We start from the raw sequence: 24,544 nt of genomic DNA on the forward strand, positions 1-24,544 counted from the left end.
TCCGAAGAGTTCTCTTTCGATGGCTCCATCGGTTGGTCCGACGTGTTACTCACTGCTTCCCACCACTATTCCCGGCCCGGCGCGGTTCCGCGGTTCCGGCCGGTTCTCCAGACGTGGATCGGTCTGCATTTTCCGTCGCTTCTAAGAATACGTATTCTAAATCCGAATCGATTGTATCAATAGACGCGATTTGTACGTTCGCTTCACGGATCGTTTCGATAAATCGATAAAAGTTATCACTGGTAACGCTCGCCTCGAACCTCGTCCGTCCCGTTTCAGACGTGAAGTTGTCAGCGCTGTAGGACGATCGAAGACTGTTTCGGAACTGTCGAGATAGCGTTCCAAGTACCGTAACCTTGTACCGCTGAGTATTAAATATACTCAGGAGGTTTTCTACATAATCATCTTTTATGATTCCCCCATCATCCATAATAATAACGCGGTCGCAGATATCTTCGACGACATCCATGTCGTGACTCGAGATCAGGACGGTCGTCTCGTTGTCTTCAGCGAGTCGCCGAAGTTCCGTTCGGAGTTCGAGTGAGCTTTCGACATCGAGTCCAAGCGTTGGTTCGTCCAAAAACAAGAATGCAGCTTCTCGAGCGAGTGCACACGCAAGCGAGACCTTCTGTTTCTGTCCCCTAGATAGCTCCCGAACGACTGTGTCGGCTTTGTCTTCGATGTCGAATGTAGACAACAAGTTCCTGTGGTACTCACGCTGGTTCCGAGGATCATTGCCAGCTAATGCGGAGAAGAAGCTCATATTTTCGAGAACAGTAAGCCGCCAGTATGCATTCCGAGAGCCCTCCAATGTCGCGCCGATTCGTCGATAGGCTCGTTTGGGGTTGGATCGAACGTCGATATCTCCGACTTGGATCGTACCCGAGGATGGAATGATAAGTCCCAGCAAGCATTTGATCGTCGTTGTTTTTCCGGCCCCGTTCGGACCTAATAGCCCTACCACTGTTCCTCGTTCGATCTGAAAGCTGACATCATCGACAGCTTGAATATCACCGTACGATTTCGACAACTGCTCAACAGTAATAGCTGGTCTCTCGGCGCGAAACGATCTCTCGGGGTTTACCGAGTCATCGCTTTCTGTTTCGTTCGATAGCGGATTCGGTTCAGCCATTTCCCTTCATTGCTTTCTAAAATAACGGGGGTACTTAATTCTTGACTGGAGCAATTTTGGAAACTGTTGGTAGAGACATCGTCCACGGATTGTACGTTCTGCGCGCCTAGCCGACTAAAAAGAGTTAGCCGTTCCCATCAACAGAGCTTGTAAATATAATACAGACAAAGATATTATTATATGTGGAATAATACGAAATAGTATTGGTCGCGATGACAGATTACGGCTTACCGGAAAGAGACGAGACGAAAAAAACACCACCGGATAGTGGTGAAGATTCGCCTTCGACTCGACAGTTGTCCGAAAGTGGAGGAAAAAATGTGTGGACACTCGAGACAGTTGATCCCGAGGCGAGTCTCGATGATCTCCGTCCACTTCGAGACGTATTCGGAGATACTCGAATTATTGGTCTCGGGGAAGCGACACACGGAAGTAGAGAGTTCTTTCAGCTGAAACACCGATTGTTACGGTACTTGATTACTGAGCTTGATATTCGCCTGCTCGGACTCGAGGCGCACTTTTCTGCGGTGCTAGACCTAAACGAGTACGTCGTCTACGGGACTGGAAATCCCCGTGAACTAATCAACGATCTCTACTTTTGGACGTGGAACGTGCATTCCGTTCTCGAATTGATCGAGTGGCTACGATCGTTCAATACGGACAGACCAGTGCAGGACCGTGTCCGACTCTACGGTATCGATGCACAGCTCAACCAAGGGACCGTCGATAGACTCGCCGACTACCTCGCAACCGTAGATCCGGAATTCCTTGGGACGGTCCGAGAAGAACTCGAAACCCTCGGAGACGAACGACTTCCCGCGAAGTATGATGAACACTGTGGGAACCGGATCGGTGCAGCAGACGAGGTTTTAGGAGAGATTCGAGACGGATTGCAACGAAACAAAGATGCGTATATTACAGCGTCGTCCCGTCGTTCCTGGGAGCTGGCCTGCCAATACGTCGCCGTCATCGAACATTCTATCGATCAAAAACGGGCGACGTGCAATCCAGAAGAGTCTCGTGATCTATCCAACAGTACCGAGGCCAGTCTCGACGTTCGTGACCGGACGATGGCGGATATCGTCGACTGGATTTTGGAGTTTGAAAGCTCCAACCGAATAGCAATCTGGGGGCACGATGCCCACATCAATCGAGTAGGACAACCCGGCTGTGAAGGTGAAAACTTGCCCGACTCGCTTGGCAGTTATCTCGATGATCGCCACGGAGACGACTACCTTGCGCTCGGGTTTTCGTTTGGACACGGTAGCTTTCGGGCGTTTCGAAAACCGACAACAACAGCCGATCGACGGGGAAGGCCAGAGACGGTGACTCTAGAGGAACCGATACCGGACACGATCGACGCGATGTTCGCTGCTCTCGACCTCTCCTGTGCAATAGTAGACACTGCAGCGATGAGTAACAAAACCGTCGCGGAGTCGTTCGACGAAACACAGAACCACTTCTCTGTCGGGGCAATGTATGATTCGCAGAATCCGGAACGTCACCTCGTCGAGTACGACTACACCGAAGCGTTCGATATCGTCTGCTATCTCGACGAAGTTACGAATACAAGACCGCTCGATCAGTAATTCGCGGCTGACGAACGGTCGCTCAAACGTGTCCAAAGGAGAAGTGGATATCTCATTCTCCACTCCTTTCGAGGACCCAATCTGGCGAGAAAATAGAAGTCGACTGTAAATTAGTATCTGAGTGTATCTATATATGGTTCTTTACCTAATTTATTAATGTCTCTCACCCCCAAATATTTATTAATTTCCAGCAATCATTCTGAAATGCGATGTCGATTGGAATTGACCGCGATGTCGAGAATGGAGCAACGAAAGACAAGCACGACGCCGATTTCGATGGAGAGGGAGCTGAAGAACTAGACACCGCTAGTATGAACACAGGCACGGCCTCGTGTGTCCTCCCCTGCAACACTGCGTCCAAACACCTGCCGTGTAACACGGCGTCGAAACACCTTCCGTGCTGTGACACAACGAGCTGATCGGTGGATCTGCACGCCACGATCACACGGACGGGCTACTTTATTTCAGCCATCGTCAGTGTATGGAGACCGATAGCACACCAAGCCGGATTTGCTAAGTGTTTATTGACCGCAGTCCGCCGGTATCCCGCAACTACACCTAAAGGAAGATGGAATCCGTATTTACACGAGACGAAAAGTACGAACTTGCAGGACAGGCGCGAACAATCCACGAGCGGCTAGAAGGCCCACCGAACGAACGAAAAAAGGAGCCTTCAGTTGACGCCGATGAAATCCTGAACAAATGGCAAGAACTCTACCCCGATGAAGACGCGTTTCGAGCTCGTTTCGAACAAGACGACATCAACGAGGAAAGCGTTCGTGAGCAAGTTACAGCGACTCACTGGCCTGAGAGCGAACCAGTACCCGAATGGATTGACGAAATCGAAAACCTGGTTCGATATGTAGCCGATAGGTCGTCTGAAGAACTGTCTCAGGTACCGGAGAGTACGGCGTTTGCGGACGTGTTCGCAGTGATCGCGGAATATGCCCGTGAACAACTACCGGAAATCGTCCCCGAAAATAGCATCTCTGCGATGACGGATCAACTCATTGCCCGGCTGGGGAACGTCTGTGTCCGTCCGCTCTACGTGGAATTCAAAAGTTTTGTCGAGTATCACGACCCCGATTTGGCAGCAGCAGATCCAGACGAGTTTGAAGACCCACCCACAGAGTACTACGAACGGTTTATCGACAACATATTCGAAAACGGATTGAAGGATCTCTACATAGAGTATCCAGTACTCGGTCGACAAATTGTCGGAATTATTACTAACTGGGTCAGCGCAGTGACAGAGGTCTGCTGTCGAGTCGAAGCCGATCGACCGGCGTTACATAGGGAGTTTGATGCTGGCGGCGAACTTTCCAAGCTAGTTCCGTTATCCGATGATGCACATGCCAGAGGACGTGTTCCGATTCGTGTGATATTCGAATCGTCCGAAGTGATTTATAAACCACGAGATGTCAGCGGTGGGGACGTAGTGTACACGGTACTCGAGCGATTGAGCGATTATCTATCGATTCCCGTATTCAATAAACCAAAATATATTTTACGAAATCAATACGGGTGGATGGAGCCAGTGGAATACGATGATCTACCCGACGAGGAGGCTGCCACTCGCTACTACGAACGGGCTGGTATGCTAATGTGCGTTGCTTATACACTCAATCTCAGTGACTGCCAGTACGAGAACCTCATCACGGCAGGTGATCAGCCCACGATACTCGACGGAGAAACAGTCTTTCATCCACACATCGATCCAAACAGTCGACCGTCTCCCACAGAGATTTCCGCATTCGTCCATCAGTCGGTACTACTCACGCTACTCCCGCCGTGGTCTGTCGGGGAGCCAGACGAGTCAGTCGATGACGGGTTCGCCGGGTCTATCGCCGGATTAGGGAATAGAAGCGAGAAGGTGGAGATCGATTCTAGAACGTACCGAGTCATCGATGGGATAAACACCGACGTGATGTCGGTCGTAGAGGAACGTTCGAAAAGCGATCTCAGTAGAAACACGCCGAGCAGTGGAGGAGACGACCATCCACCTCAGGAACATCTTGGGGCGATCACCCGTGGCTTCTCCGAGACATATGAGGCGATCCAGTCGTTACATCAGGAGGACCGCTTTTTCGGCAACATTCTCTCTGCAGAACTCCTCGATGGGGTCGAAAACCGTCTCGTATACAGAGCCACACGGCGATATGGTACCATACTCGAGGAAACTGCTTCCCGGAAGCCACTTCAGGATGGAGTCTGGTTATCCATAGAGTTCGAGAAGCTCACTGCTCCATTTTTCAACGGGCTGATCGAATCAAACGACTATTGGCCGCTGTATGCGGCAGAACGACGAGCTCTTCGCCGTCGCGACATCCCCCGGTTTGCATCTCGTCCTAAGAAAAAAACGCTCTATCACGATCAGAAGCCACTCGATGTTACAGTCGAAACGTCCGGGTATGAGTGTTGCCAGCAGCGAGTCGACGCAATGTGCTCAGCGGACAGACAGCAACAGATCTGGTTGATACAGTACGCATTCGGCACGAATGCGGTCGGTTCGGATGTATTGTCTCGATCGACCGCTCCCGAAGCGACGAAACCGACAGTAACGGCGGACGGAGAACCAGCCAGTCGTGAATTGGAAGAAAGGGCAGTCAAGTTGTTCGACGAAGTGATCACGTCGTCGATCGAGCCAGGAGAGGATACGAGTTGGATATCGATTGCTCCTACAAAGACGGGTCTAAAGCTCGTCCCGACGGATCCCTCACTCTACCATGGCCGAGGCGGAATTGCACTCACCGCGGCAGCACTGTACAGAGTGACGGGAAAAGACCGCTACAGGCGGGTTACTGCAGATGTGATTGAACCTCTAGTCGAGAGGGTCAACGACGACGAATTTACCGCTGGGCTCGGTGGTATGCTAGGTATCGGATCCGTTGTCTACACGCTCTCCGTTATTGCCGAACTAACGGATGACGAAACGTATCGATCGGCAGCATCGAAAGCGAGTACCGCACTCACTGCGACGCACTTGGAGTACGACGATAGTTTTGACATTATAGAGGGGGCCGCCGGAACCCTCCTCGGATTACTCGCGTATCATGATCGATTTGGAGAGGAACGTGTGCTCGAGCAGGCGATACGGTGTGGAGACCAGTTACTCGAGAGCCGTGTCGACGTGAACGGATACGAGGTGTGGAAAACGGACGGTAAGTCACCGCCGATCACTGGGTTTTCACACGGCATGAGTGGAATTGCGTACGCACTTACTCGACTCGCGTCGAAGACTGGCGACTCCCAGTACACCACCGCCGCTAAGGAAGGGCTCGACTTCGAATCGACACTCTACGATCCAAGCCGAAACAATTGGGCGAAATCACATCACGATCGAAGCTATGATGATAAGTGGTGCCACGGCCGAACAGGGATGGCACTTGCTCGGTTGAAAATTGGAGATATGCGTACTAACAGTGAGTTGCAGTCCGTGGCGAACGAGGCGCTAACAGAAACAGTAGCTGCGGGCCCAGCGATTAATGACAACGTTTGTTGTGGTAATTTCGGCCGTGCTGAGGCATTGCTTGTTGGCTCGCGTTGTGGTACCATCGACCGATCTGCCGCAATCGCGATGGCAAGTTGGGGGCTTGAACATCGCGATCGGAATGGACTTCTTTCATTACCCGGACATTCAAACACATTCAAAAATCCGACGTTCTTCCACGGGCTTTCCGGAGTCGCGTATACGCTACTTCGGCTGAAATACCCCGATTTACTACCGTCCGTACTGCTCCTTGAGTGAAACCGTATCTACACGTTGGGAACGGATAATTCGTTTCGATCAGAGGACCCAATCAATCACGAGACGAACATCGTCGCATCGGTAAATATCAGCAGTCAGACACAGTCAATCACTATCCACCTGAGATCGTCTCTGTGAAGATTAGTACAGGGAGGACATACGAGATCAGTACAGCCGCCAGCCGTGTCGGGATCACAGGTAACCGGTCCGTTCCCCGGTAGCTTTACGGACGGGTACGGAATAGGCGGGCCCGATGGCCTTCGGCTCGACACCCGACTGGTTCCACATCAGCGACGACGAGGATATCGTCTGGGAGAGCCGTCCCCACCCGGTCGCGATGGGGTCGAAGCTGCCGGTCGGGGTCGGGCTCGCGCTCGCCGGCTTCCTCGTCATCGGCTGGAGCGGGGCCGACGGCGTCGGCCTCCTGACGCTCATCGGCGTCCTCGTAACGGGCACTGGCACGGTGCTCGCGTTCGCCCGCTATCTCGTCTGGACGAACACCCGCTACGTCATCACCTCCGCCGAACTCTACAAGAAGCGGGGGATCATCTCGCGGGACGTCACCCAGTTTCGCCTCGAGCGCGTCCAGAACATCAGCCTGTCCCAGTCCGGACTCGGTCGCCTGCTGGGCTACGGCGATCTGACCGTCTACACCGCCGGCTCGGGCGATCCGGAACTGGTCTTCGAACGGGTCCCCCAGCCCGACCGGGCCAGCAGCCGACTCAGCGACCAACTCGAGACCGTCACGACCGACGGATCGGCCGTCTGACGGAGACGAACGGGGCCGTCGACTCGCGCCGCCCGCCGAGCGAGTCCGGAAGGCCACAAGTGGAGGGACCACAAGACCCATTAGACCAACTGACTTCCTGCGGGTACACAATGGCTACGAAACCGACACCGTCCGACGGAGGACCGATCCCGCGTGGCTCGAGCGTTGCGGCGAGTGCGGGGCTCGGTGTCTTTGCCGCCGCAATCGGGTACCTCCTCACATATTTGCTGATCGGTGCCGAAGTTCGCCAGAACCTCGACGGCGAATTCGCCAATTGGAAGGGAGTTGCCTGGTACTTCTACGAAGCCCACATGGTCGATATCGAGGCTACCGGACAGGCCGGTTCGATCGGTGCAACTGGTATCCTCAACCTCATCGCCGAGTCGAACAGCGCAAGCGCCGACGTGTTGTACGTGCTCCCACCGCTAGTGCTGTTCGCAGTCGGTGCGTTTCTGGCCGTACGATGGGAGACTACTGATCTCGGCGATGCCGTCATGGCTGGTGCTCCGGTAACGATCGGGTACGCCGTGGTGCTCGGCCTCGGCGCGGTCGTCGCAGAAGCCAACACCGAAGCGTCCTTTTTTGGAATAGAGACGACCAGATCGATCGGGCCAACGCTCCTGCCCGCGATCGTACTCGGCGGGATCCTCTATCCGCTGGTGTTCGCCACCGTCGGGGCTGCGATCGCCACTGTCATCAACGGACGGTAGCTACTGCGACTCGAAGGAAACGCCTTTGACCCGGCACCCCCCGTTTCCGTGTGATGGAGGTCGCCGAGGTTCTCCCCGAGTTCGCTGACGCGTTTGCCTTCGAGGAGTTCAACCGGATGCAACGCGAGGCACTGCCCGCACTGCTCGAGTCCGAGGAGAACGTGGTCGCGAGCGCGCCCACGGCCTCGGGGAAGACGGCGCTGGCGGAACTGGCGATCTGTAAGGCGCTCGCCGACGGCGGCACGGCGCTGTTTATCGCCCCGATGCGAGCCCTGACCAACGAGAAGGAAGACGACTGGGACCGGTTCGAAGCCCTCGACTACTCGGTCTACGTCGTCACCGGCGAGCGCGATCTCAACCCTCGTCGCGCGCGACGCGCGGACATCCTCGTGATGACCCCCGAGAAACTCGACTCGGCGACCCGCAAACACGATTCGCGACGGTACGACTTCGTCACTGACATCGATGTCTGCGTGATCGACGAAGTCCATCTGCTCGACGCCGACCGACGGGGATCGGTACTCGAGGTAACCATTTCCCGCCTGCGTCGGCTCTGTGAGCCTCGGATCGTCGCGCTCTCGGCGACGATGCCGAACATCGACGACGTGGCGGCGTGGCTCGACGCACCAGAGGAGACGACCTTCGAGTTCGGCGAGGAGTACCGGCCGGTCGAACTCAACGCCGGCGTCAAGACCTACACCCACGGCGACAACTCCTTTGCGGACAAGTACCGTCGCCTCTACCGAGCGCTGGACCTCGCGGAACCACACCTTCGGGAGGACGGCCAGGCGCTGGTCTTCGTCTCCTCGCGGCAGGATACCGTCCAGGCCGCCAAGAAGGCCCGAGACGAGATCGCGGAGCGCGACATCCCGATGGGCGCTCGCGGCGACTACGATTTCCACACCGACTCGACGGACCTCGACGACGCCACGCTCCGCAAGTCGGTGCTCGACGGCGTCGCCTTCCACCACGCGGGACTCTCGAAGAACGACCGCGACCTCGTCGAGGAGTGGTTCAAAGCGGGTCACATCGAACTGCTCTTTTCGACCTCGACGCTCGCCTGGGGCGTCAACCTGCCCGCTCGCTGTGTGGTGATCCGGGATACGAAACACCACGACCCGCTCGAGGGCGAAGTCGATATGAGTCCGCTGGACGTGCTCCAGATGCTCGGCCGCGCCGGCCGCCCGGGGTACGACGACATCGGCTACGGCTGGGTGATCTCGGATTCGGCCGAGGCCGACAAGTACCGACGACTGCTCCGCGACGGCAAGGAGATCGAATCGCGACTCGCGGAGAGTTTGGAGACCCACCTCAACGCCGAAATCGCGATGGGGACGATCACCGATCTCGAGGACGTCATGGACTGGCTCGAGACGACCTTCTACTACGTCCGCGGCCAGTCGAGACCCGACGACTACGACTTTCCGAACCTGCGACAGCGGGTCCGGGACTGTCTCGAGGGGCTGGTCGAACGCGGGTTCGTCGAGACCGGCGCGGAGCTTTCGATCGAGGCCACGCCGCGGGGCGTGTTGACATCGAAGTACTACCTCCGACTCGATACGGCGGCCCGCTTCGCGGCGCTGTGTGACCGTGTCGGCGGCGATGCTGACGAGGGCGACGAGTTGACGACCGGCGACGTTCTCGAGGTGGTCGCGACCGCCGCCGAGTTCGATTCGGTCTCGGCTCGGCAGGACGAACGCGACGCGATCAACGCGGTCCTCGTCGGCGAGAACACCGACGACCTCGAAGCCGGCCAGCGGAAGGTGCTCGCGATCCTCCGCAGTGCGGCGAGCGGAACGACACCGTCGGAACTCCGCAGTGACGCGTGGGTCATCCGCCGCAACGCGACGCGACTGGTCTCGGCGCTCGGAGCCTTCCTCGATCGATTCGTCGGGCCACACGCCGCGAACCTCGCACGCCGGGTCGAGGCCCGCATCGAGAACGGCGTCGCCGAGGACGCGGTCGGCCTGACCGCCATCGACGGCGTCGCGTCGGGTCGCGCGAGCAAACTCGCGACGGAAGGACTGTCGACCCCCGGCGATGTCGTCGACGCAGGCGTCGAGGGACTCGTCGACGCCGGCCTCTCCGACGGCATCGCCGAACGCGTCTACGAGGGAGCTCAGTCGCTGCCCGCGCTCGAGATCGAGTGGGGACAGTTCCCCGACACCGTCGCGACCGGCGAGAACGAGGTCCGCGAGGTGACGGTCCGAAACGTCGGCGAACCCGGCCGCGCCGGAATTCGAGTCACGGTCAACGGCGTCGAGATGACGAGCACGAGCACCTATCTGCGCGACGAGGAGCGCGTCCCGGTCGGCGTCTTCGGTGCCGATGCCGACGAACTCGAGTTTACCGTCAGCGTGGCGTTCCCCGAGGTCCCGCTGGTTCCCCACGCCGAGACGCGAACGGTCGCGGTCGAGTGAGCCGCGAGCAGCCACGACCGCCCACCACGAGGCATCGCAGGACGGCGACGAGACCGCTGTGGCTACTCCGTCAGGGCGAGCGTACGCTCCCGAAGCGCAGCTGGCGAGTCCACGACGTCGGCAGCGGGCGACCGGTCGATATCACCGTGGGCGTCGACCCGATACGCGATCACGACCATCCCCGCTCGAGCGGCCGCCTCGATCCCGTTCTCGGAATCTTCGACGACGACGCAGTCCGCGGCTGGGACACCGATCTCGGCGGCGGCGTACTCGAAGATGTCGGGCGCGGGCTTGCTCGCCGCGTCGATGTCGTCGGCGCTGATCACGTGGTCGAACTCGGTCTCGAGGTCGAATCGCTCCGTGACCATGCCGATCCACTCGTGGGGCGACGAGGAGACGAGCGCGGTCGGGACGCCGCGGTCGTCGAGTTCGGCGAGGAGATCGTGGCAGCCATCGAGTAGGTCGGCGCGCTCGGTGTAGATCTCCGCGGCGGCCTCGGTGAACCGCTGGACGAACGCCTCGCGGGAGATGGCCGCGCCGTACTCGTCGTCGAGGTAGTCGTATATCTCGCGGAAGTGCATCCCGCTCGTTTCGGCGACGGCGACGTCTTCGTCGGGGACGGTGGCCGGGAGAATATCCTCGCGCTGGAACTCGACCCAGTAGTCCTCGCTATCGACCAGCACACCGTCCATATCGAACAGCACAGCAGTCATGTAGCCCGGATTATCGGGTCGGGACGGATAGCTGTTTGGCACGAAGCAGTGAGCCGCGCCGTTACTGCTCAGAGTCAAGGGACCAGCCACGGCTCGAGCGATCGTAGCCGTAGCGAGGTGCCGGTCGAAGGCGACGACGGGCGTGTGATTCGCCAGAGTCCGGGAGACTGTTCCGTGGCAACTGACGAGACATCCGTACTGACGTGCTGAACTCCTCCAGCAAATGCTCGCGGACTGCGTTGTGGGGAAACTGGCTTGCGCCTCGAAATCGGCCAACACTGATTTGCACGGATACAGCAACGGAAACCGTTTCCAGCAGCGACCGGAACGCCAAAACGGTTGGCGGAGAGCACCGAGGGTGATCGAATCGCACTGACGACGGTTGGGTCACTCGGCGGAGCGGCCGCTCAGTCGGGACAATGGTCCCTCCGGGAACAACCGAACGAACACGTCTCGTACCAAGACGAGGGCACCGAGTATCCCGCCGAACAACAGCGCCCATATTGAGGGGGAAACACCGCCCGTTTCCGCCAGATAGTGGACGGACAGGCTTGCAACGGCCCACCACAGAGTGAACACGGCGAGAGGTCCGAGCACGACCGAGGCGAGGAGACGACTCGCTGCCGTGTCACCGGGCTGGGACCGGTCACCGGTACCGAGAACTGTCGAACCCAACCGGACTCCGTGTGCCAACACATCGACCAGAACGGAAAGGGCGAGGAAACCAGGAACGAGTATCGCGAACGGGAGCCAAAACGATCCGAAGGCGGTCTCGAAAAGGATCACGGGCTCTGTAACGACATCGACCGTCGAGAGGACCGCAAGGGCAGCGAGGACGGGTTCGGCTACTCGTCTCCCGACCGCACGATCGAAGTGGACGGAAAGCATTACCTCTGCTACAGTACTGTTGTGAAAGTAATAAATGTACTTCAGACCGGCTTCGACGAGACGCTGAGACACCCTGACGGAGGCCGCTATTGGCTGTATACTGCCGTTGATCCGCAAACGAACGATCCCGTCATAGACGACTGTATTCGACGACGCCGAGTGCTTTGACAGACCGGTACCTGCGGCTACGCTCCGAAACGCGTCTTCCGTGAGAGAACACGCCGAGTCGCGTCGTTTGCAAACCGTTTCAGCCACACGAAACCCGAAACCGGCAACAGTAGCATCGTAGCCTCGAGCCTCGCCGTCCGGTATACTGCCACAAACGAAACCCGACCGCATCGCGTCGGGCGGTCAGCGGACGACCTCGCCGCGACGGTCGTGTTCCATTTCCGTCTCGATCGCCGCGTCGAACTCGCGCTCGAGCAGCCACAGCGCCAGATCGATCCCCGCGGTCACGCCGCCGGCGTCCACCACGCGCGCGGTGAACGGTCGCAGCGGACGCCGCGAGGTCGTCCGTTGCGACGGCGAGGGTCGTCGCGGGCCGCCCCGCCAGCACGTCCGCTTCGGCCAGTATCATCGCGCCGGTACAGACCGACGCGACCGTCGACCCGGCTGCGAATCGCTCGCCGACGGCCTCGGGTACGGTCCTAGCTTCGACGACGGACCGGACTCTACCCTCGGTGGTCCAGCCGCCACCGGGAACGAGCAGGATATCCGGATCCCCGAGCGTCCCGTCGGGCTCGACACGCAAGCCGTGGCTCGCCGCCACGAGATCGGTCTCCGCGAGCGTTACCAGTCGCGGCTCGAGCGACGCGCCGGACCGCGGGTGCGCACGGGCTCGATTCGTCCCCATCGCGTACCGCAGTCCCGACTCACTGGTTGTCGCCGTCGTAATCCCGATCGATCGGCGTCAAACGGGCCACAACCCGTCGAAAACGTGTTTCAAATGGCATCAAACCCTCGAAAACCCGGTTCACGGCGACCCCCCTTCAAGTCGATCGACACACCGAGAACCGGATGCAGTATGAAACGAACGACGCTCATCGCAGTCACCTGCGCAGTACTGATCGCGGCGACTGGATTCGCCGCTGCAGCACCCGGAACCGCACCCGTGTCCGTGGACTCGAGTGCGGACGACGCGGACGATCGGCGGGCGAACGACCACGCAACGGCCGACCACGCGGACGGCAACGCGGAGCACCGTGAGAACGGAGCGGCGGCCGACAGCGGTGCGGATGCCAGCACCGGACAGGGGCCGAGCGGTGACCTCCCCGAGCAGGTGCCTGATCACGTCTCCGCGATCCATGACCGGGTGTCGGCGTTCCTGAGCGGTGGACTCGACGGCTCGCTCGGCGATGCAATCAGCAGCGTGACGCCGGACGACGACGAGACCGCAACCGACGACGCGAACGTCGACGGAGATGAACGGTCCGACGTCGCCGAGCAGCCCGACAGTGAGGGCGAACAGTCCGACGACAACCGACCCGAATCCACCGAGGGCGACGAGTAACCCGCGGGGACCCTATATCCATGCCACCGGTCACACCACCAGCGTCGCTCGGCCTGGCTCGGATGCTGACGGTCGCCGTCAGCCTGCTGGTCGGCGGCGTCGCCCTCCACGCCAGCACGCACGTCTTCGCCGATGCTCGAGGCTACACCCACGCGGTGGTGACCGCGTTGCTCGGCGCGCTGGCCTGGGCCCTCCTCGAGCCGATACCGCTGATCGGCGGCGCGGTGGCGATCGTCACCTGGGTCGCAATCGTCAAGCGACGGTATCGGCTCGGCTGGCTCCGGGCCACCGGCGTCGGCGTCGCTACCTGGGCGGCCGCAGTGGTCGTCCTCGCGGCCCTCGAACTGCTCGGGATCGGCTCGGTCTCGGCGCTCGGCGTGCCGGGTGCCTGAACCGCGTCCCGGCTGTCGTTCTCTTCGACGAACGCAGGCCCACTGACGGGTCACATCCGGTTCCCAGCTGACGCACTGCCGCCACCACATTCGCACCCGCACCCACCCCCACTGGCGTTTCCGAACACCAGTTGCTGTCGGTGGTTCCGATCAGCGCCACGCCGACAGCGAAATCGATCGCGGGTACGGGGCTCGAGCGAGGCCAGTCGTGTCGCGCTCGGATCGGAGATAGCGGATGGCATTGTTATAATTGGCCAGCCGTAGAAGCGGGTGCTATGGTCTCCGTCATCGGATCGTTCGTCGCCTTCCTGGTTGCACTGCTCATCGGCGGACTGGCGATCTTCGCCAGCGCGCGGCTCATCGTCGATGTCGACGACTATTCGCACGCGGTCGTGACGGCGATCCTCGGCGCAGTCGCATGGGCGCTGACCTCGTGGATACCGCTGCTTGGCCCGATACTCGCCCTGATCGCCTGGGTCTGGGTGATCAACTGGCGATATCCCGGCGGCTGGGGGACGGCCGCCGCGATCGGCGTTATCGCCTGGTTCGCCGCCCTCGGCATCCTCTTCGTGCTCAACGTCGTGTTCCGTCTCGGCGTCGGCGCGTTCGGGGTTCCCGGCGCGTAACTGCGTTCGTCGGTGGTGTCGTTGAGGCAGTAGTGGTACGCCCGGACCGACCGCCGGCCCGTGGTGACGGACAGCTGACTGGTTTCGAGAGAGGTCGGTTTCTACATGTCTGTAGCGTGCCATTCGGGCCGCTTTTGGGACTTCCGCATGTTTTAACAGAGGTGGCAAGTACCGACTCGTATGAACGTGCGCGCCGACGTGATGGCCGTGGTCGTCGCGGTCCTGCTCGTCGCAACTGGGCCCGTCGTCGCTGGCACCGGAGCCGCGACCGCCGGGCAGCGCCAGTCGAGTCCGTTCGCACTCCAGCAAGACCGAATCGACGCCGACGAGGTTCGGATGGACGTCGCGCTCCGGCCGAACGGCACCGCCGAGTGGACCCTCGAGTTCTGGGTTCGGCTCGACGACGAGGAGAGCACGACGGCGTTCGACTCCCTGCAGGAAGAGATTCGAAACGATCCCGAAAACCACACGCAGTCGTTCGCCGATCGGATGAACGAGACGGTCGCGACGGCGAGTACTGCGACGAGCCGCGAGATGAACGCCGACGGGTTCGACGTGACGACTGCGCGCCAGTCGCTCGCACGCGAGTACGGCGTCGTCCGGTACACCTTCCGCTGGGACGGGTTCGCGGCCGTCGAGGGCGACGACCTCCGCGCGGGCGACGCGATCGAAGGGCTCTACCTCGACGACGGAACGCGGCTACTACTGACGTGGCCGGACGGCTACGAGCTCGCATCGGTCGCGCCCGAGCCGGACGACGAGCGCGACCGGGCCGTGATCTGGCGCGGCGGCGAGACCGGCTTCGTCTCCGGAGAGCCGCGGGTCGTCGTCACCGACGGGGGAGCCGGCCCGAGCACGGCCGCGATGGCGATCGCTGTCGTCAGTATCGGTGGGCTCGCCCTCGCCGGCGCGTGGTGGTACCGGACCCGCGGGTCGGCGACGGCGGGGACGGCCGGCGGAGACGATGGTCGTGAGTCGACTGCCGATTCCGACCCCGTTCCGACCGGCGGTTCGGGGACCGCACCGACGGTGGCGACGGACGACGAGTCGGGGAGTACAGGCACGACCGACGCGCCCGACACGGACCTGCTCAGCAACGAGGAACAGGTCCTCCGACTCATAGAAGGACGGGGCGGCCGGATGAAACAACAGGCGGTCGTCGAGGAACTCGGCTGGACCGACGCGAAGACCAGCAAGGTCGTCAGCAGCCTCCGGGAGGACGGGCGACTCGAGTCGTTCCGTCTCGGTCGCGAGAACGTCCTGTCGCTTCCCGAGGGCGACGACGAGCATCCGGAAGGGGAACAATGAGAGGAACACGTGACGCAGCATCGACCGCCCGGCGGCTCGGACGCGCCGGCGGAAGTGGAGCCGACCAAATGGGCGAAATCGACCGACGGCAACGGATCGAAAACGGCGTTGAATCGGGGCAACCGTCGATGAACCCAAGTCACCGTCTCGCGTCTCCGTCAGTACGCGACCAGATCACTCACCAATGAATCGAACCACGTCGATCACGCTGGCAGCGATCCTCGTCGTTGCGACGGTTGCAGTCCCCCTCGCCGCGGCGAGCGTCGTCTCGAGCGGCGACGCACAAGCGGCACCCGACGCCGACGCGGACACCGAGTCGATCAAACCGGGCGAACGATTCGCCGCCGCCGTCGGCGTCCAGAACGCCGAACTCGAGGGCGATGTCTCGGAGCGCGCATTCGATGCCAGAATCGCGAACGCCGAGTCGAACCGGACGAAAGCCGCCGTCGTCGCCGCGGGCGTCAACGAGACCGACGCGCGCATGACCGAACTCGAAGACAGGCTCGCGGACCTCAACGAGTCCCGCGACACCGGCGCGATCAGCGAGGGACGCTATCGCGCCGCCGTCGCGACGATCGTCGCCGAGATGCGGAGCCTCGAGCGGCGGGCCGCAACGGCGGAGACCGCCGCAGCCGAATTACCGCCTGAAGCGCTCGCGGCACACGGTATCGACGAGGGGTCGATTCGAACGCTCCGAGAGCGAGCCGGTGACCTCGGCGGACCCGAGACCGCGGCGATCGCTCGCTCGATCGCCGGCGACGATGTCGGCAGCTCGGCCGGAAACGAGCGCGCTCCCGAGGTTCCGAGCGACGCCAGCGAGAATCGATCCGACGACAGTCACGGCAGTGGGCCGGGGAGCGCAAACGGATCGACGTAGCGCGAGCCGTCCGCCGCAAGCCGGACCGAGTCACTCGCTCGGCGACTTCGACAGCGATCCATTCGATCGTGGCCGGTGAGCAGCCCCGCCGAGACGGGTCGGCGGCGGCGGGTTCGCTCCCGTCGCAGTCGAAACACTTGCGAACGCCACGGTGGCCGCTGCAGCAGCGTCGAACGAAGCCTGCCTGCAGCCATCGGTTCGCTCCCGTTTTTTGGGGCCTGCCGACGTAGATCGGCGGGAAATGGTCGACGCGTATGCGATGATCGACGCTGCAACTGGAACGTCCGCGGAGGTGTGCGAAACCCTCCGTGATGCGGAGGGCATCGCCGCGGCGTACGTCATCACGGGCGACTTCGACGTGATGGTCGAATTAACGGGCGACGACCCCCACGATCTCCTCGAGACGGTGACGACCACCATTCGGCCGCTCGAGGGAGTCGGCACGACACGAACGTACGTCTGTGTCGACTAATCGACACGCGCGACCGGATCGGTCGCCGATCACAGTCGTCGCGAGACGGAAACCGACGGTCAAAAACGTGGAGCCGACCATGGAACTGTCGATCCCGTCGAATCCGTCGAAAGACCGCATGCGAGGCGACCGACTCGACAACCGAAACTGCGGCGGGCCCGACTTCGTGGTATTTTGAAACCCACTGAAACAGTCGGCTGTATGGAGGAGCAACGGAAAGTCGCCGACTTCGTCGCCGAATACGATCTCGAGACACCCCCCGAATTCCGCCTCCTCGACCTCGTCTCTGAGGTCGGCGAGCTCGCAAAAGACGCGAACACCACCACCGACTACGGCGAGTCGCCGGCCGATCTCGAGATCGCGGCCGACGAACTCGGCGACGCGCTGTTCGCGCTCCTGGCGCTCGCGGACGCCCTCGAGATCGATGCGAGCGCAGCGCTCGAGGAGGCCATCGAGAAGTACGACCGACGACTGGACGGCAACGAGACTCCTGGTTCCGGCGAGTAGACGGGCATCGAACGGCTCAGCGATGAGGGACCGTTCGCGCCTTTCTCCTCAGGGGCCGATCGTGGATACGGAAATCGAACCCGCTCCGATAAACCACACAGACTGCGCTCGCTGTCAGAGACCGTCCGCACGACCCGACGAGGAGGTATTATATATCGAGCTAGCCGGATCGGGCGCGTTCCGGCCGAAGTCGTGCGACGCCATCGCGATCCCGTCCGCGAGTTTAAATACGAAACCGCGGCCACTCACCCTATGATCGACGATGCGATCCGCGTGCTCGCGGGTGACTGTACCGTCATCGCCGAGGACGCCGACCGGGAGGAGTACCGTGGTCGAGTGACGACGATCGTCAAACCGGACAACACCGTCCTCGTCCACGACATCGACGGCTACCAGCCCGTCGCCTGGCTGACCCGCGCCGACAGCGTCTCGAGCGACCGTCGGGACGGGTTTTCCGTCGTCGCGAAAAAGGGGACCCAGACGCTGCGGATCGCCGCCCACGAACGGGACGGGTTCGCTCACTATCCGGCTTCGGCGGCCGGGACACCCGTCGGGACGTGTCCCGACTGCGGCGCGGCGTTAGTGCGCTCGAGCGGCGTCCACTGCGTCGGCTGTGGCGACCGCTACGGCGTGCCGGCGGACGCGACGGTCCGCGACGAGCACTGCGGTTGTGACTGTGGCCTGCCCAAGATGCGCGTCGAGCGCGGTCTCGCGTTCAACGTCTGCCTCGACCGGGGGTGTGAATCCCTCGACGCGGCGGTCAAGGAAGCGTTCGACCGCGAGTGGGCGTGTCCGAAAGCGGACTGCGACGGCGACCTCCGAATCCTCCGGCGCGGCGGACTCATCGCCGGCTGCGAGCACTACCCCGACTGCGACACCGGTTTCGCCGTCCCCGCCGGCGTCGTCGACGGCGAGTGCGCCTGCGGACTCCCGACCTTCGAGACCGCCAGCGGCATCCGGTGTCTCGATGCAACCTGTGACCGCGCCCTCGAGACTCCGCTCGAGGACGACGCCGCGGCCGATGACTGAACGGCACGACCGAGCGCAGCGGCGGAGGCCACCCGGAGACAGCGCACCGGCATGCCGTGATACGGACGCCGGAGAATCGATCCGCAGCCACTTAGTGTCGGCCGGCCAAACCCCGGCTATGTCACTCGAGGGACGGTTCGACGCGGACGAGGGAGTCGTCCGCGTAGGCGGCGACGCACGCCAGCGATATCACGACTCACGGGGGTATGGCTACCCGCTCGAGGGAAACGAAATCGCCCTCGCACCCGTGGAAGCGGCCCACCTGCTCTACCGGGGGGACCTCGAGGCAGTCGTGAATACTGCGAGCGGCGACCGACTCGGATTCAGGGCGTTCATCGCCCGCGAACCCGGCGACGATTTCGGCGTTCGGTTTCTCGTCTACGCGGACCTGCGATCGCGCGGGTTCTATCTCTCCCCCGCGTCGGAGCCGTGGGTGTCCGATCCGCCCGGCGGCGAAGCCGACTTCGCGGTGTTCCCGCGTGGGAAGGGGCCCGGCGACGGCGAAATCGCCTACGCCTTGCGGATCATCGGCGAGCGAACGGATATTCCCGCCGCCGAGCTCCGAGAAGGCGTGTTGGCCGTCGTCGACGAGGAGAGCGAAATCACCTATTTCGAGGTCGACAGCCGTGACCCGACCGGCACGTCGGACGCCGACACGTCGCTGCCGGAGGGGTGTGCGGCCGACCTGCTCGCCGACCGGGTCGTGGTCTGGGAGCCGCCGCTCGGCCTCTACGAGCGAACGTTCTACGGCCAGCCGCTCGAGGGCCGGGAGTACGACGAGCCGACGCTGCAGTGTTCCCTGCTCGAGGCGGCCTACCTCGCCGAACGGGGTGCGATCGACCTCGAGCCCGGGACAGTCCGCGAGCGCGGCCGCGAGGTCGAGGGTGAGCGCTTCGACCGGCGGCTGCGCGTCTACACGGCGCTGCGGGAGCGTGGCGTCGTCCCCAAGACGGGGTACAAGTTCGGTGCGGACTTCCGGACCTACGCCGACGTCGAATCCGTCGAGAACCTCGGCCACTCCGAGTTGCTCGTTCGCGTCCATCCGGCCGACTACGTCTTCGAGCCGCGGGATCTGGCGCTTGACGTGCGGCTCGCTCACGGCGTCCGGAAAACGATGGTGTTCGCGCTGGTAGCCGACGGAGCCGCGGGGACGGACGGAATCGAGTGGTGGTCGCTCGAGCGGCTGACGCCCTGACTCGGCCGCCGACGACCCGGTTGGAAGCCTCGACTCCACATATCGAGGCCCAACCGAACGACGGTCCGCGCGAGCGGAATCCTGAAACCCCCGACGGACGAGGACCACACCATGCAACTCGAGGTACTCGGCGTCGGCGGCGCGGGCTGTCGGATCGCCGACGCGGTCCGGGCCGCGGAGCCGACCGACCACTCGTTTCTCACCGACGTCTTCGCCTTCGATACCGACGAACGCAGCCTGCACGGGACCGTCATCCCCGAATCGCATCGATCCCGGTACGGTCCCGACGACATCGACGGCGGTCTCGAGGGCGATCTCGAGCGCGGGCGAACCGTCGGCCGGGCGTACGCCGACGAACTCCTCGAGAGCGTGCCCCGTCCCACGGCCGAGCCGGCCGACGCGATTCTCGTCGCGGTCGGCCTCGGCGGGGCGACCGGCGGGGGGACGGTTCCCGCGCTCGTCGCCACGCTCCAACAGCGGACTGAGACACCGGTCTACGTCCTGGCGACGCTGCCGGCCGACCGCGAGTTCGACGCCGCGGCCGGCCGCTCGGGAAGCAGGCCTCGCGGTTCCGCCGACGCGCCGCGACCGAACGCAGCGGCGAACGCCATGGCCACGCTCGAGCGACTCGACGGGGTCGCAAGCGCCATCATCACGTTCGACAACGAGGACTGGCTCCGCCCCGGTGAATCCCTCCGCGACGGGCGCGACCGCTGTAACCGCGAGTTGGCGACGCGCATCGCGGCCGTCTTCGCCGGCGGCGGCGATTCGGAGGGGCCGGTCGCCCAGACCGTCGTCGACGCGAGCGACGTCCGACGGATCGTTGGCGATCAGTCGGCGGTCGTCGCACTCGGCTACGGCGACCAGACGGTCGAGACGAGCGACTCACGGTTTGGTCTCGGACTCCTGTCGACCGAGCCGGACGTCGACACGAGCGAAGCGGTCAGCGCCATCGAAACCGTGGTCAGGAAGGGAATTCGCGGGAAACTCTCACTCAAATGCGACCCCGAAACGGCCGCACGCGGACTGCTGATCGTCGGCGGGCCGCCGGCGTGGCTCAACCGACAGGCGATCGCCGAGGGGCGGCGAACCCTCGAGTCGGCGATCGGCGGTTCGGGCATCCTCGGCGGCGACGCACCCCGTCCCGACGGCGACCGGGTCTTCGCGGCGGTCGTCCTCGCCGGCGTCGAATCGGAGCGGATCGAAGCGTTGCGAGCGGCGGCCGACCGGACCGAGCCGGCCGATTGACGACGGTCCCGGCGTCGGTCGGAGCCGGCCCGTCGAGCGTGTCGCCGTCCTCGCGAGCGAGACGATCGATCGCGACGCCGCCGATCGTCGTCTCGGTGGCCGAATATTTCGGCGCCCCCGAAGCCGAAGGCTTTTGCGCGCTGGCGCGCCAAAACGCACGTAATGACCGGAGACGACCCACGCGAGGAGTCCGCGTCAGGGGAACCGACGACCGGGGAACCGCTGACCGACGGCGGCGCTGCAGGTGCAGACGATGTCGCGCTGGACCCCTGGGGTTCCTCGAGCGTCTCCGACTATCGGAACCTGTTCGAGCAATTCGGCATCGAGGAGTTCGACGAAATTCTCGAAGCGGTCCCGAACCCACACTACCTGATGCGCCGCGGCGTCATCTTCGGCCACCGTGACTACCGGCCGGTGGCGGAGGCCCTGCAGAACGACGAGCCGGCGGCCGTCCTCTCGGGCTTTATGCCCACTGGCGACCCCCATATCGGCCACAAGCTGGTCTTCGACGAGATCATCTGGCATCAACAGCAGGGGGCCGACGCCTACGGCCTGATCGCCGACCTCGAAGCCAACTCCGCCCGAGGAATGAGCTGGGCGGAGATCGACGAGCACGCCCGGGACTACCTGCTCTCCCTGCTCGCGCTCGGTTTCGACCCCGAGGAGGGCGAGCTCTACCGGCAGTCGACCAATCGCGAGCTCCAGGACCTCGCCTTCGAACTCGGTGCCGAGGCCAACTTCTCGGAGTTCCAGGCGATCTACGGCTTCGACGGCGAGACCGACGTCTCGCACATGCAGTCGGTCGTCACCCAGATGGCCGACATCCTCTACCCCCAACTCGAGGAGCCAAAGCCGACGGTGATCCCCGTCGGCCCGGACCAGGACCCGCACGTCCGGCTGGCACGGGATCTGGCCGAGCGGATGCGCTTCTTCAAGGTCAGCGAGGCCTACGCCAGCTTCGAACTCGAGCCCGCCGAGCGCGCGCTGGTCGCCGAGTTCTATCAGGACCTCGATCCCGCCGCGTTCGACGACGACCAACTGCGGTGTGTCCACGTCGCCGAGGCGCTCGAGGAGACGCCACTGTCGGAGATCGACGTCGATGCGGACACGCTGCGTGCGGTGCTGACCAAGCTCGAGGAGGCCGGCATGGAGCCGATCCGGCCGCGAACCCGCTTTTTCGACCGCCGGGCGACCGACGAGGCCTTCGACGCGCTGATCGACGCCATCGAGGGCGAAAAGCGAGTCTACGAGAACCACGTCGACGCCTTCGACCTCGAGCCCGCCGAGGCACAGGAACTCGCCCGCGAGGTCGAGGTCGCGAACGGCGGCTATGGCTTCCAGCCGCCGTCCTCGATCTATCACCGGTTCATGACCGGACTGACCGGCGGCAAGATGTCTTCCTCGATCCCGGCGAGTCACATCTCGCTGCTGGACGACCCCGAGGACGGCTACGACAAGGTGAAAGCGGCCACGACCGGCGGCCGCGAGACCGCCGAGGAACAGCGCGAGAAGGGCGGGAAAGCCGACGAGTGTCCCGTCTACGAGCTCTACGCCTATCTGCTGGCCGGCGACGACGACGAGTTTGCCAAGCGCGTCTACGACGAGTGCGTGGGCGGCGAACGACTCTGTGGCGACTGCAAGGAACAGGCCGCCCAGCTCATGAAGGAGTTCCTCGTGGAACACCAGGAGAAGCGCGAGGAGGTCACGGACCTCCTCGAGGAGGCGGATATCGAACTCGAGTCGCCGCGGCGTCGCTAACGCGGAGCCGCGACGGACTGCCCGGCGACGTCGGGAACCGGAACGAATGGAAGCGATCGGACATGTTGGCGTCTGACAAACATATATACGGACAGTCGTGGAACCGTGAGCCACGATGGCACCGGACCGCCGTGGCGCGCCCGACGACCGGCTGGTCTGTGCGGACATCCTCGGCGCGTTCGGCGTCAGTCAGGGGGACGTTCGACGGAACGCCGCCGGTGATGACGACCTCGAGGCGGCGCTGGCCGACGCGCTCGCGACGGGCGTCGATCGGACGACGGTGCTCCGCCGGACGATCACACGGAGCGACCGCGGCCTCGCGTGTGCGGCCCGGTACTCGCGGGCCGATCTGTACACCGAACTCGCGGCCGTCTTCGACGCGATCGGTTGGTCGCTCGAGCGATCGGCCGCCCGCGACGGACTGACGCTGACTGCGTCGGACCCCCGCGGCCGAGCGCGGACGGCGACGATCACCTACCCGGAGACGCCGCTCGGGAGCGACAACCTCCCGGCCGTCCTCCGGACGATCAACGACGCGATTCTCGCGGGGACCGATGCGCGGTTCGTCCTCCTCTCGTCGGGCGTCGACCGCTGGCGGGCCGCGCTGGTCGAGCGGAGCGAACTCGACGCGCTCCGCGAACGCTACGGCCCGCGAATCGAGGCCGTCGGTCGACCGCTGCTGCCGGCGCACGGACTCGCGGCGTACGTTCCCGCGACCGGCGACGACGCGGCCGCGTCGATCGACACCGACGGCGACGAGCCGTGGCCACCGTGGGCGCTCGAGCGCGGCACGCGTCGCTCGAGCGGATCGACATCGACCGTCGGCTCGCTCATCGACGAAGCCGAGCCGTCCGCTCGCGTGGACGCAAACGCGGACGCGACGGGGACGGACGCAGACCGAGCGAGCGATGCGACGGCCGACGCGGGGGCGATGTCCAGTAGGGCGCGATCGGCCACGGCAGCACCCGCCAGCGAGATCGACGGCTTCGAACTCCGTGGCTCGCCCGCCGTGTCGCGGCGACGCGACGGCGAGACCGACCGGGCGACGGAGCGTGGCGCTGAGACCACGTCCGATCGAGCGGGACCCACGGGGGGCTCGAGTCACGGGGTTCGATCGACGGCCACGGACGAGGATCCGACGGATACGGACGGGTTCGGGACGCTCTCGGGAGCCAGTGACACGGCGCGGGTCAGCAACGAATCGTTCGGCACGGACCTCGCCCCGCAGGGCGACCACGAGCGCTACCGTGCGCTCGGCGCGGCGCTGGACGCGGGCGGGACCGTCTCCGTTCGCGGGCTGCTCGAGGACGACGACTTCCTGCCCGAACTGCCCGCCGCCGAGTCCACGGAGACCCGTATCGAGTTCGCCACGGACTTCGATCCCGCCGCGGTCCCGGAGGCGAAAGCGACTGCGGAGGAGTCGGGGTTCGAGTGGGTCGATGCCGGCTCGCTCGACACGACGCGCGTGTCGAACTCGTAGGGGAAACCGGCCACCGAACGGACCCATGGCTGCCTGCACACTCCCGGTTCGCTCGGTCCGTCACCCGCCCGAGGATACCGGTCGAGACCGCAGTGTTACCGTCCCGCAATACTTTTGCACCCGCCACGATATCGAACGCGTATGGCACCCGAATCCCACATCCGTGCCAGCCT

At 62.9% G+C, this 24,544-nt stretch carries 20 protein-coding genes and 1 pseudogene; 17 read left to right on the forward strand and 4 right to left on the reverse strand.

Annotated features, from left to right (window positions below; all coding sequences use genetic code 11):
* Positions 1-49 precede the first annotated feature (49 nt).
* Positions 50-1,132, reverse strand: a complete 1,083-nt coding sequence (locus C486_RS10060) for an ABC transporter ATP-binding protein (protein WP_014862555.1) — start codon at positions 1,130-1,132, stop codon at positions 50-52.
* Positions 1,133-1,452: 320 nt separating this feature from the next.
* Here C486_RS10060 and C486_RS10065 point away from each other — a divergent pair, with 320 nt between their 5' ends.
* The 5 genes from C486_RS10065 (at position 1,453) to C486_RS10085 (ending at position 10,368) form a co-directional block, all read left to right on the forward strand.
* On the forward strand, positions 1,453-2,721 hold the full coding sequence (locus tag C486_RS10065) for an erythromycin esterase family protein (RefSeq protein ID WP_241432493.1): 1,269 nt from the start codon (positions 1,453-1,455) through the stop codon (positions 2,719-2,721).
* A 568-nt stretch (positions 2,722-3,289) separates the two neighbouring features.
* Positions 3,290-6,469 carry a type 2 lanthipeptide synthetase LanM family protein gene (locus C486_RS10070; RefSeq protein WP_049910399.1) on the forward strand — a complete coding sequence of 1,060 codons (3,180 nt, stop codon included), beginning with the start codon at positions 3,290-3,292 and terminating at the stop codon, positions 6,467-6,469.
* 253 nt (positions 6,470-6,722) lie between these two features.
* Entirely contained in the window at positions 6,723-7,238 is a 516-nt protein-coding gene (locus C486_RS10075) for a PH domain-containing protein (protein WP_008455734.1), read from the forward strand.
* A 110-nt stretch (positions 7,239-7,348) separates the two neighbouring features.
* Positions 7,349-7,948: a hypothetical protein gene (locus tag C486_RS10080; RefSeq protein WP_008455736.1), complete on the forward strand. Its 600-nt coding sequence runs from the start codon at positions 7,349-7,351 to the stop codon at positions 7,946-7,948.
* Positions 7,949-8,001: 53 nt separating this feature from the next.
* Complete coding sequence (locus C486_RS10085; RefSeq protein ID WP_008455738.1) at positions 8,002-10,368, forward strand: DEAD/DEAH box helicase; 2,367 nt, start codon at positions 8,002-8,004, stop codon at positions 10,366-10,368.
* Between the two features lie 62 nt (positions 10,369-10,430).
* Here C486_RS10085 and C486_RS10090 read toward each other — a convergent pair whose 3' ends face one another.
* The 3 genes and pseudogenes from C486_RS10090 to C486_RS10100 form a co-directional block, all read right to left on the reverse strand.
* Positions 10,431-11,081 carry an HAD family hydrolase gene (locus C486_RS10090; protein ID WP_008455740.1) on the reverse strand — a complete coding sequence of 217 codons (651 nt, stop codon included), beginning with the start codon at positions 11,079-11,081 and terminating at the stop codon, positions 10,431-10,433.
* Positions 11,082-11,468: 387 nt separating this feature from the next.
* Entirely contained in the window at positions 11,469-11,969 is a 501-nt protein-coding gene (locus C486_RS10095; RefSeq protein WP_014862561.1) for a hypothetical protein, read from the reverse strand.
* Positions 11,970-12,320: 351 nt separating this feature from the next.
* A pseudogene (locus tag C486_RS10100) lies at positions 12,321-12,792 on the reverse strand (DJ-1/PfpI family protein); the annotation flags it as partial.
* 201 nt (positions 12,793-12,993) lie between these two features.
* Here C486_RS10100 and C486_RS10105 point away from each other — a divergent pair.
* The 12 genes from C486_RS10105 to C486_RS10165 all read left to right on the forward strand — a co-directional run bounded on the left by C486_RS10105 (position 12,994) and on the right by C486_RS10165 (position 24,371).
* A complete protein-coding gene (locus C486_RS10105; RefSeq protein WP_008455747.1) occupies positions 12,994-13,479 on the forward strand; it encodes a hypothetical protein in 486 nt (161 codons plus the stop codon).
* Positions 13,480-13,499: 20 nt separating this feature from the next.
* Positions 13,500-13,871, forward strand: coding sequence for a hypothetical protein (locus tag C486_RS10110; protein WP_049910401.1), 372 nt, complete (start codon positions 13,500-13,502; stop codon positions 13,869-13,871).
* A gap of 275 nt (positions 13,872-14,146) precedes the next feature.
* Entirely contained in the window at positions 14,147-14,497 is a 351-nt protein-coding gene (locus C486_RS10115) for a hypothetical protein (protein ID WP_008455752.1), read from the forward strand.
* 180 nt (positions 14,498-14,677) lie between these two features.
* Positions 14,678-15,805, forward strand: a complete 1,128-nt coding sequence (locus tag C486_RS10120; RefSeq protein WP_008455754.1) for a helix-turn-helix transcriptional regulator — start codon at positions 14,678-14,680, stop codon at positions 15,803-15,805.
* 184 nt (positions 15,806-15,989) lie between these two features.
* Positions 15,990-16,682, forward strand: a complete 693-nt coding sequence (locus tag C486_RS10125) for a hypothetical protein (protein ID WP_008455756.1) — start codon at positions 15,990-15,992, stop codon at positions 16,680-16,682.
* Positions 16,683-16,923: 241 nt separating this feature from the next.
* Positions 16,924-17,154, forward strand: a complete 231-nt coding sequence (locus C486_RS10130; protein ID WP_008455759.1) for an Lrp/AsnC ligand binding domain-containing protein — start codon at positions 16,924-16,926, stop codon at positions 17,152-17,154.
* 201 nt (positions 17,155-17,355) lie between these two features.
* Entirely contained in the window at positions 17,356-17,661 is a 306-nt protein-coding gene (locus tag C486_RS10140; protein WP_008455762.1) for a MazG-like family protein, read from the forward strand.
* A gap of 252 nt (positions 17,662-17,913) precedes the next feature.
* The gene (locus C486_RS10145; RefSeq protein WP_008455764.1) at positions 17,914-18,690 is read left to right on the forward strand and encodes a hypothetical protein; all 777 of its coding nucleotides are present in this window, start codon (positions 17,914-17,916) and stop codon (positions 18,688-18,690) included.
* A gap of 118 nt (positions 18,691-18,808) precedes the next feature.
* Positions 18,809-19,885, forward strand: a complete 1,077-nt coding sequence (gene endA, locus C486_RS10150) for a tRNA-intron lyase (RefSeq protein ID WP_008455766.1) — start codon at positions 18,809-18,811, stop codon at positions 19,883-19,885.
* Positions 19,886-19,996: 111 nt separating this feature from the next.
* Positions 19,997-21,133 carry a cell division protein FtsZ gene (locus C486_RS10155; RefSeq protein WP_008455768.1) on the forward strand — a complete coding sequence of 379 codons (1,137 nt, stop codon included), beginning with the start codon at positions 19,997-19,999 and terminating at the stop codon, positions 21,131-21,133.
* A 162-nt stretch (positions 21,134-21,295) separates the two neighbouring features.
* Positions 21,296-22,891 (forward strand): tryptophan--tRNA ligase, encoded by a 1,596-nt coding sequence (locus tag C486_RS10160; protein WP_008455770.1) that lies wholly within the window; start codon positions 21,296-21,298, stop codon positions 22,889-22,891.
* A gap of 115 nt (positions 22,892-23,006) precedes the next feature.
* Positions 23,007-24,371 (forward strand): hypothetical protein, encoded by a 1,365-nt coding sequence (locus tag C486_RS10165; protein ID WP_008455773.1) that lies wholly within the window; start codon positions 23,007-23,009, stop codon positions 24,369-24,371.
* Positions 24,372-24,544: the final 173 nt, after the last annotated feature.

Source organism: Natrinema gari JCM 14663, from assembly GCF_000337175.1.
Classification (GTDB): domain Archaea; phylum Halobacteriota; class Halobacteria; order Halobacteriales; family Natrialbaceae; genus Natrinema; species Natrinema gari.

What these genes read in the sequence shown, in the direction of transcription:
- C486_RS10155 (WP_008455768.1), top strand. Translation starts at nt 19,997, where the DNA reads ATGCAACTCGAGGTACTCGGCGTCGGCGGCGCGGGCTGTCGGATCGCC.
- C486_RS10130 (WP_008455759.1), top strand. Translation starts at nt 16,924, where the DNA reads ATGGTCGACGCGTATGCGATGATCGACGCTGCAACTGGAACGTCCGCG.
- C486_RS10090 (WP_008455740.1), bottom strand. Translation starts at nt 11,081, where the DNA reads ATGACTGCTGTGCTGTTCGATATGGACGGTGTGCTGGTCGATAGCGAG.
- C486_RS10145 (WP_008455764.1), top strand. Translation starts at nt 17,914, where the DNA reads ATGATCGACGATGCGATCCGCGTGCTCGCGGGTGACTGTACCGTCATC.
- C486_RS10070 (WP_049910399.1), top strand. Translation starts at nt 3,290, where the DNA reads ATGGAATCCGTATTTACACGAGACGAAAAGTACGAACTTGCAGGACAG.
- C486_RS10085 (WP_008455738.1), top strand. Translation starts at nt 8,002, where the DNA reads ATGGAGGTCGCCGAGGTTCTCCCCGAGTTCGCTGACGCGTTTGCCTTC.
- C486_RS10115 (WP_008455752.1), top strand. Translation starts at nt 14,147, where the DNA reads ATGGTCTCCGTCATCGGATCGTTCGTCGCCTTCCTGGTTGCACTGCTC.
- C486_RS10165 (WP_008455773.1), top strand. Translation starts at nt 23,007, where the DNA reads ATGGCACCGGACCGCCGTGGCGCGCCCGACGACCGGCTGGTCTGTGCG.
- C486_RS10160 (WP_008455770.1), top strand. Translation starts at nt 21,296, where the DNA reads ATGACCGGAGACGACCCACGCGAGGAGTCCGCGTCAGGGGAACCGACG.
- C486_RS10125 (WP_008455756.1), top strand. Translation starts at nt 15,990, where the DNA reads ATGAATCGAACCACGTCGATCACGCTGGCAGCGATCCTCGTCGTTGCG.
- C486_RS10120 (WP_008455754.1), top strand. Translation starts at nt 14,678, where the DNA reads ATGAACGTGCGCGCCGACGTGATGGCCGTGGTCGTCGCGGTCCTGCTC.
- C486_RS10075 (WP_008455734.1), top strand. Translation starts at nt 6,723, where the DNA reads ATGGCCTTCGGCTCGACACCCGACTGGTTCCACATCAGCGACGACGAG.
- C486_RS10140 (WP_008455762.1), top strand. Translation starts at nt 17,356, where the DNA reads ATGGAGGAGCAACGGAAAGTCGCCGACTTCGTCGCCGAATACGATCTC.
- C486_RS10105 (WP_008455747.1), top strand. Translation starts at nt 12,994, where the DNA reads ATGAAACGAACGACGCTCATCGCAGTCACCTGCGCAGTACTGATCGCG.
- C486_RS10110 (WP_049910401.1), top strand. Translation starts at nt 13,500, where the DNA reads ATGCCACCGGTCACACCACCAGCGTCGCTCGGCCTGGCTCGGATGCTG.
- endA (WP_008455766.1), top strand. Translation starts at nt 18,809, where the DNA reads ATGTCACTCGAGGGACGGTTCGACGCGGACGAGGGAGTCGTCCGCGTA.
- C486_RS10095 (WP_014862561.1), bottom strand. Translation starts at nt 11,969, where the DNA reads ATGCTTTCCGTCCACTTCGATCGTGCGGTCGGGAGACGAGTAGCCGAA.
- C486_RS10080 (WP_008455736.1), top strand. Translation starts at nt 7,349, where the DNA reads ATGGCTACGAAACCGACACCGTCCGACGGAGGACCGATCCCGCGTGGC.
- C486_RS10060 (WP_014862555.1), bottom strand. Translation starts at nt 1,132, where the DNA reads ATGGCTGAACCGAATCCGCTATCGAACGAAACAGAAAGCGATGACTCG.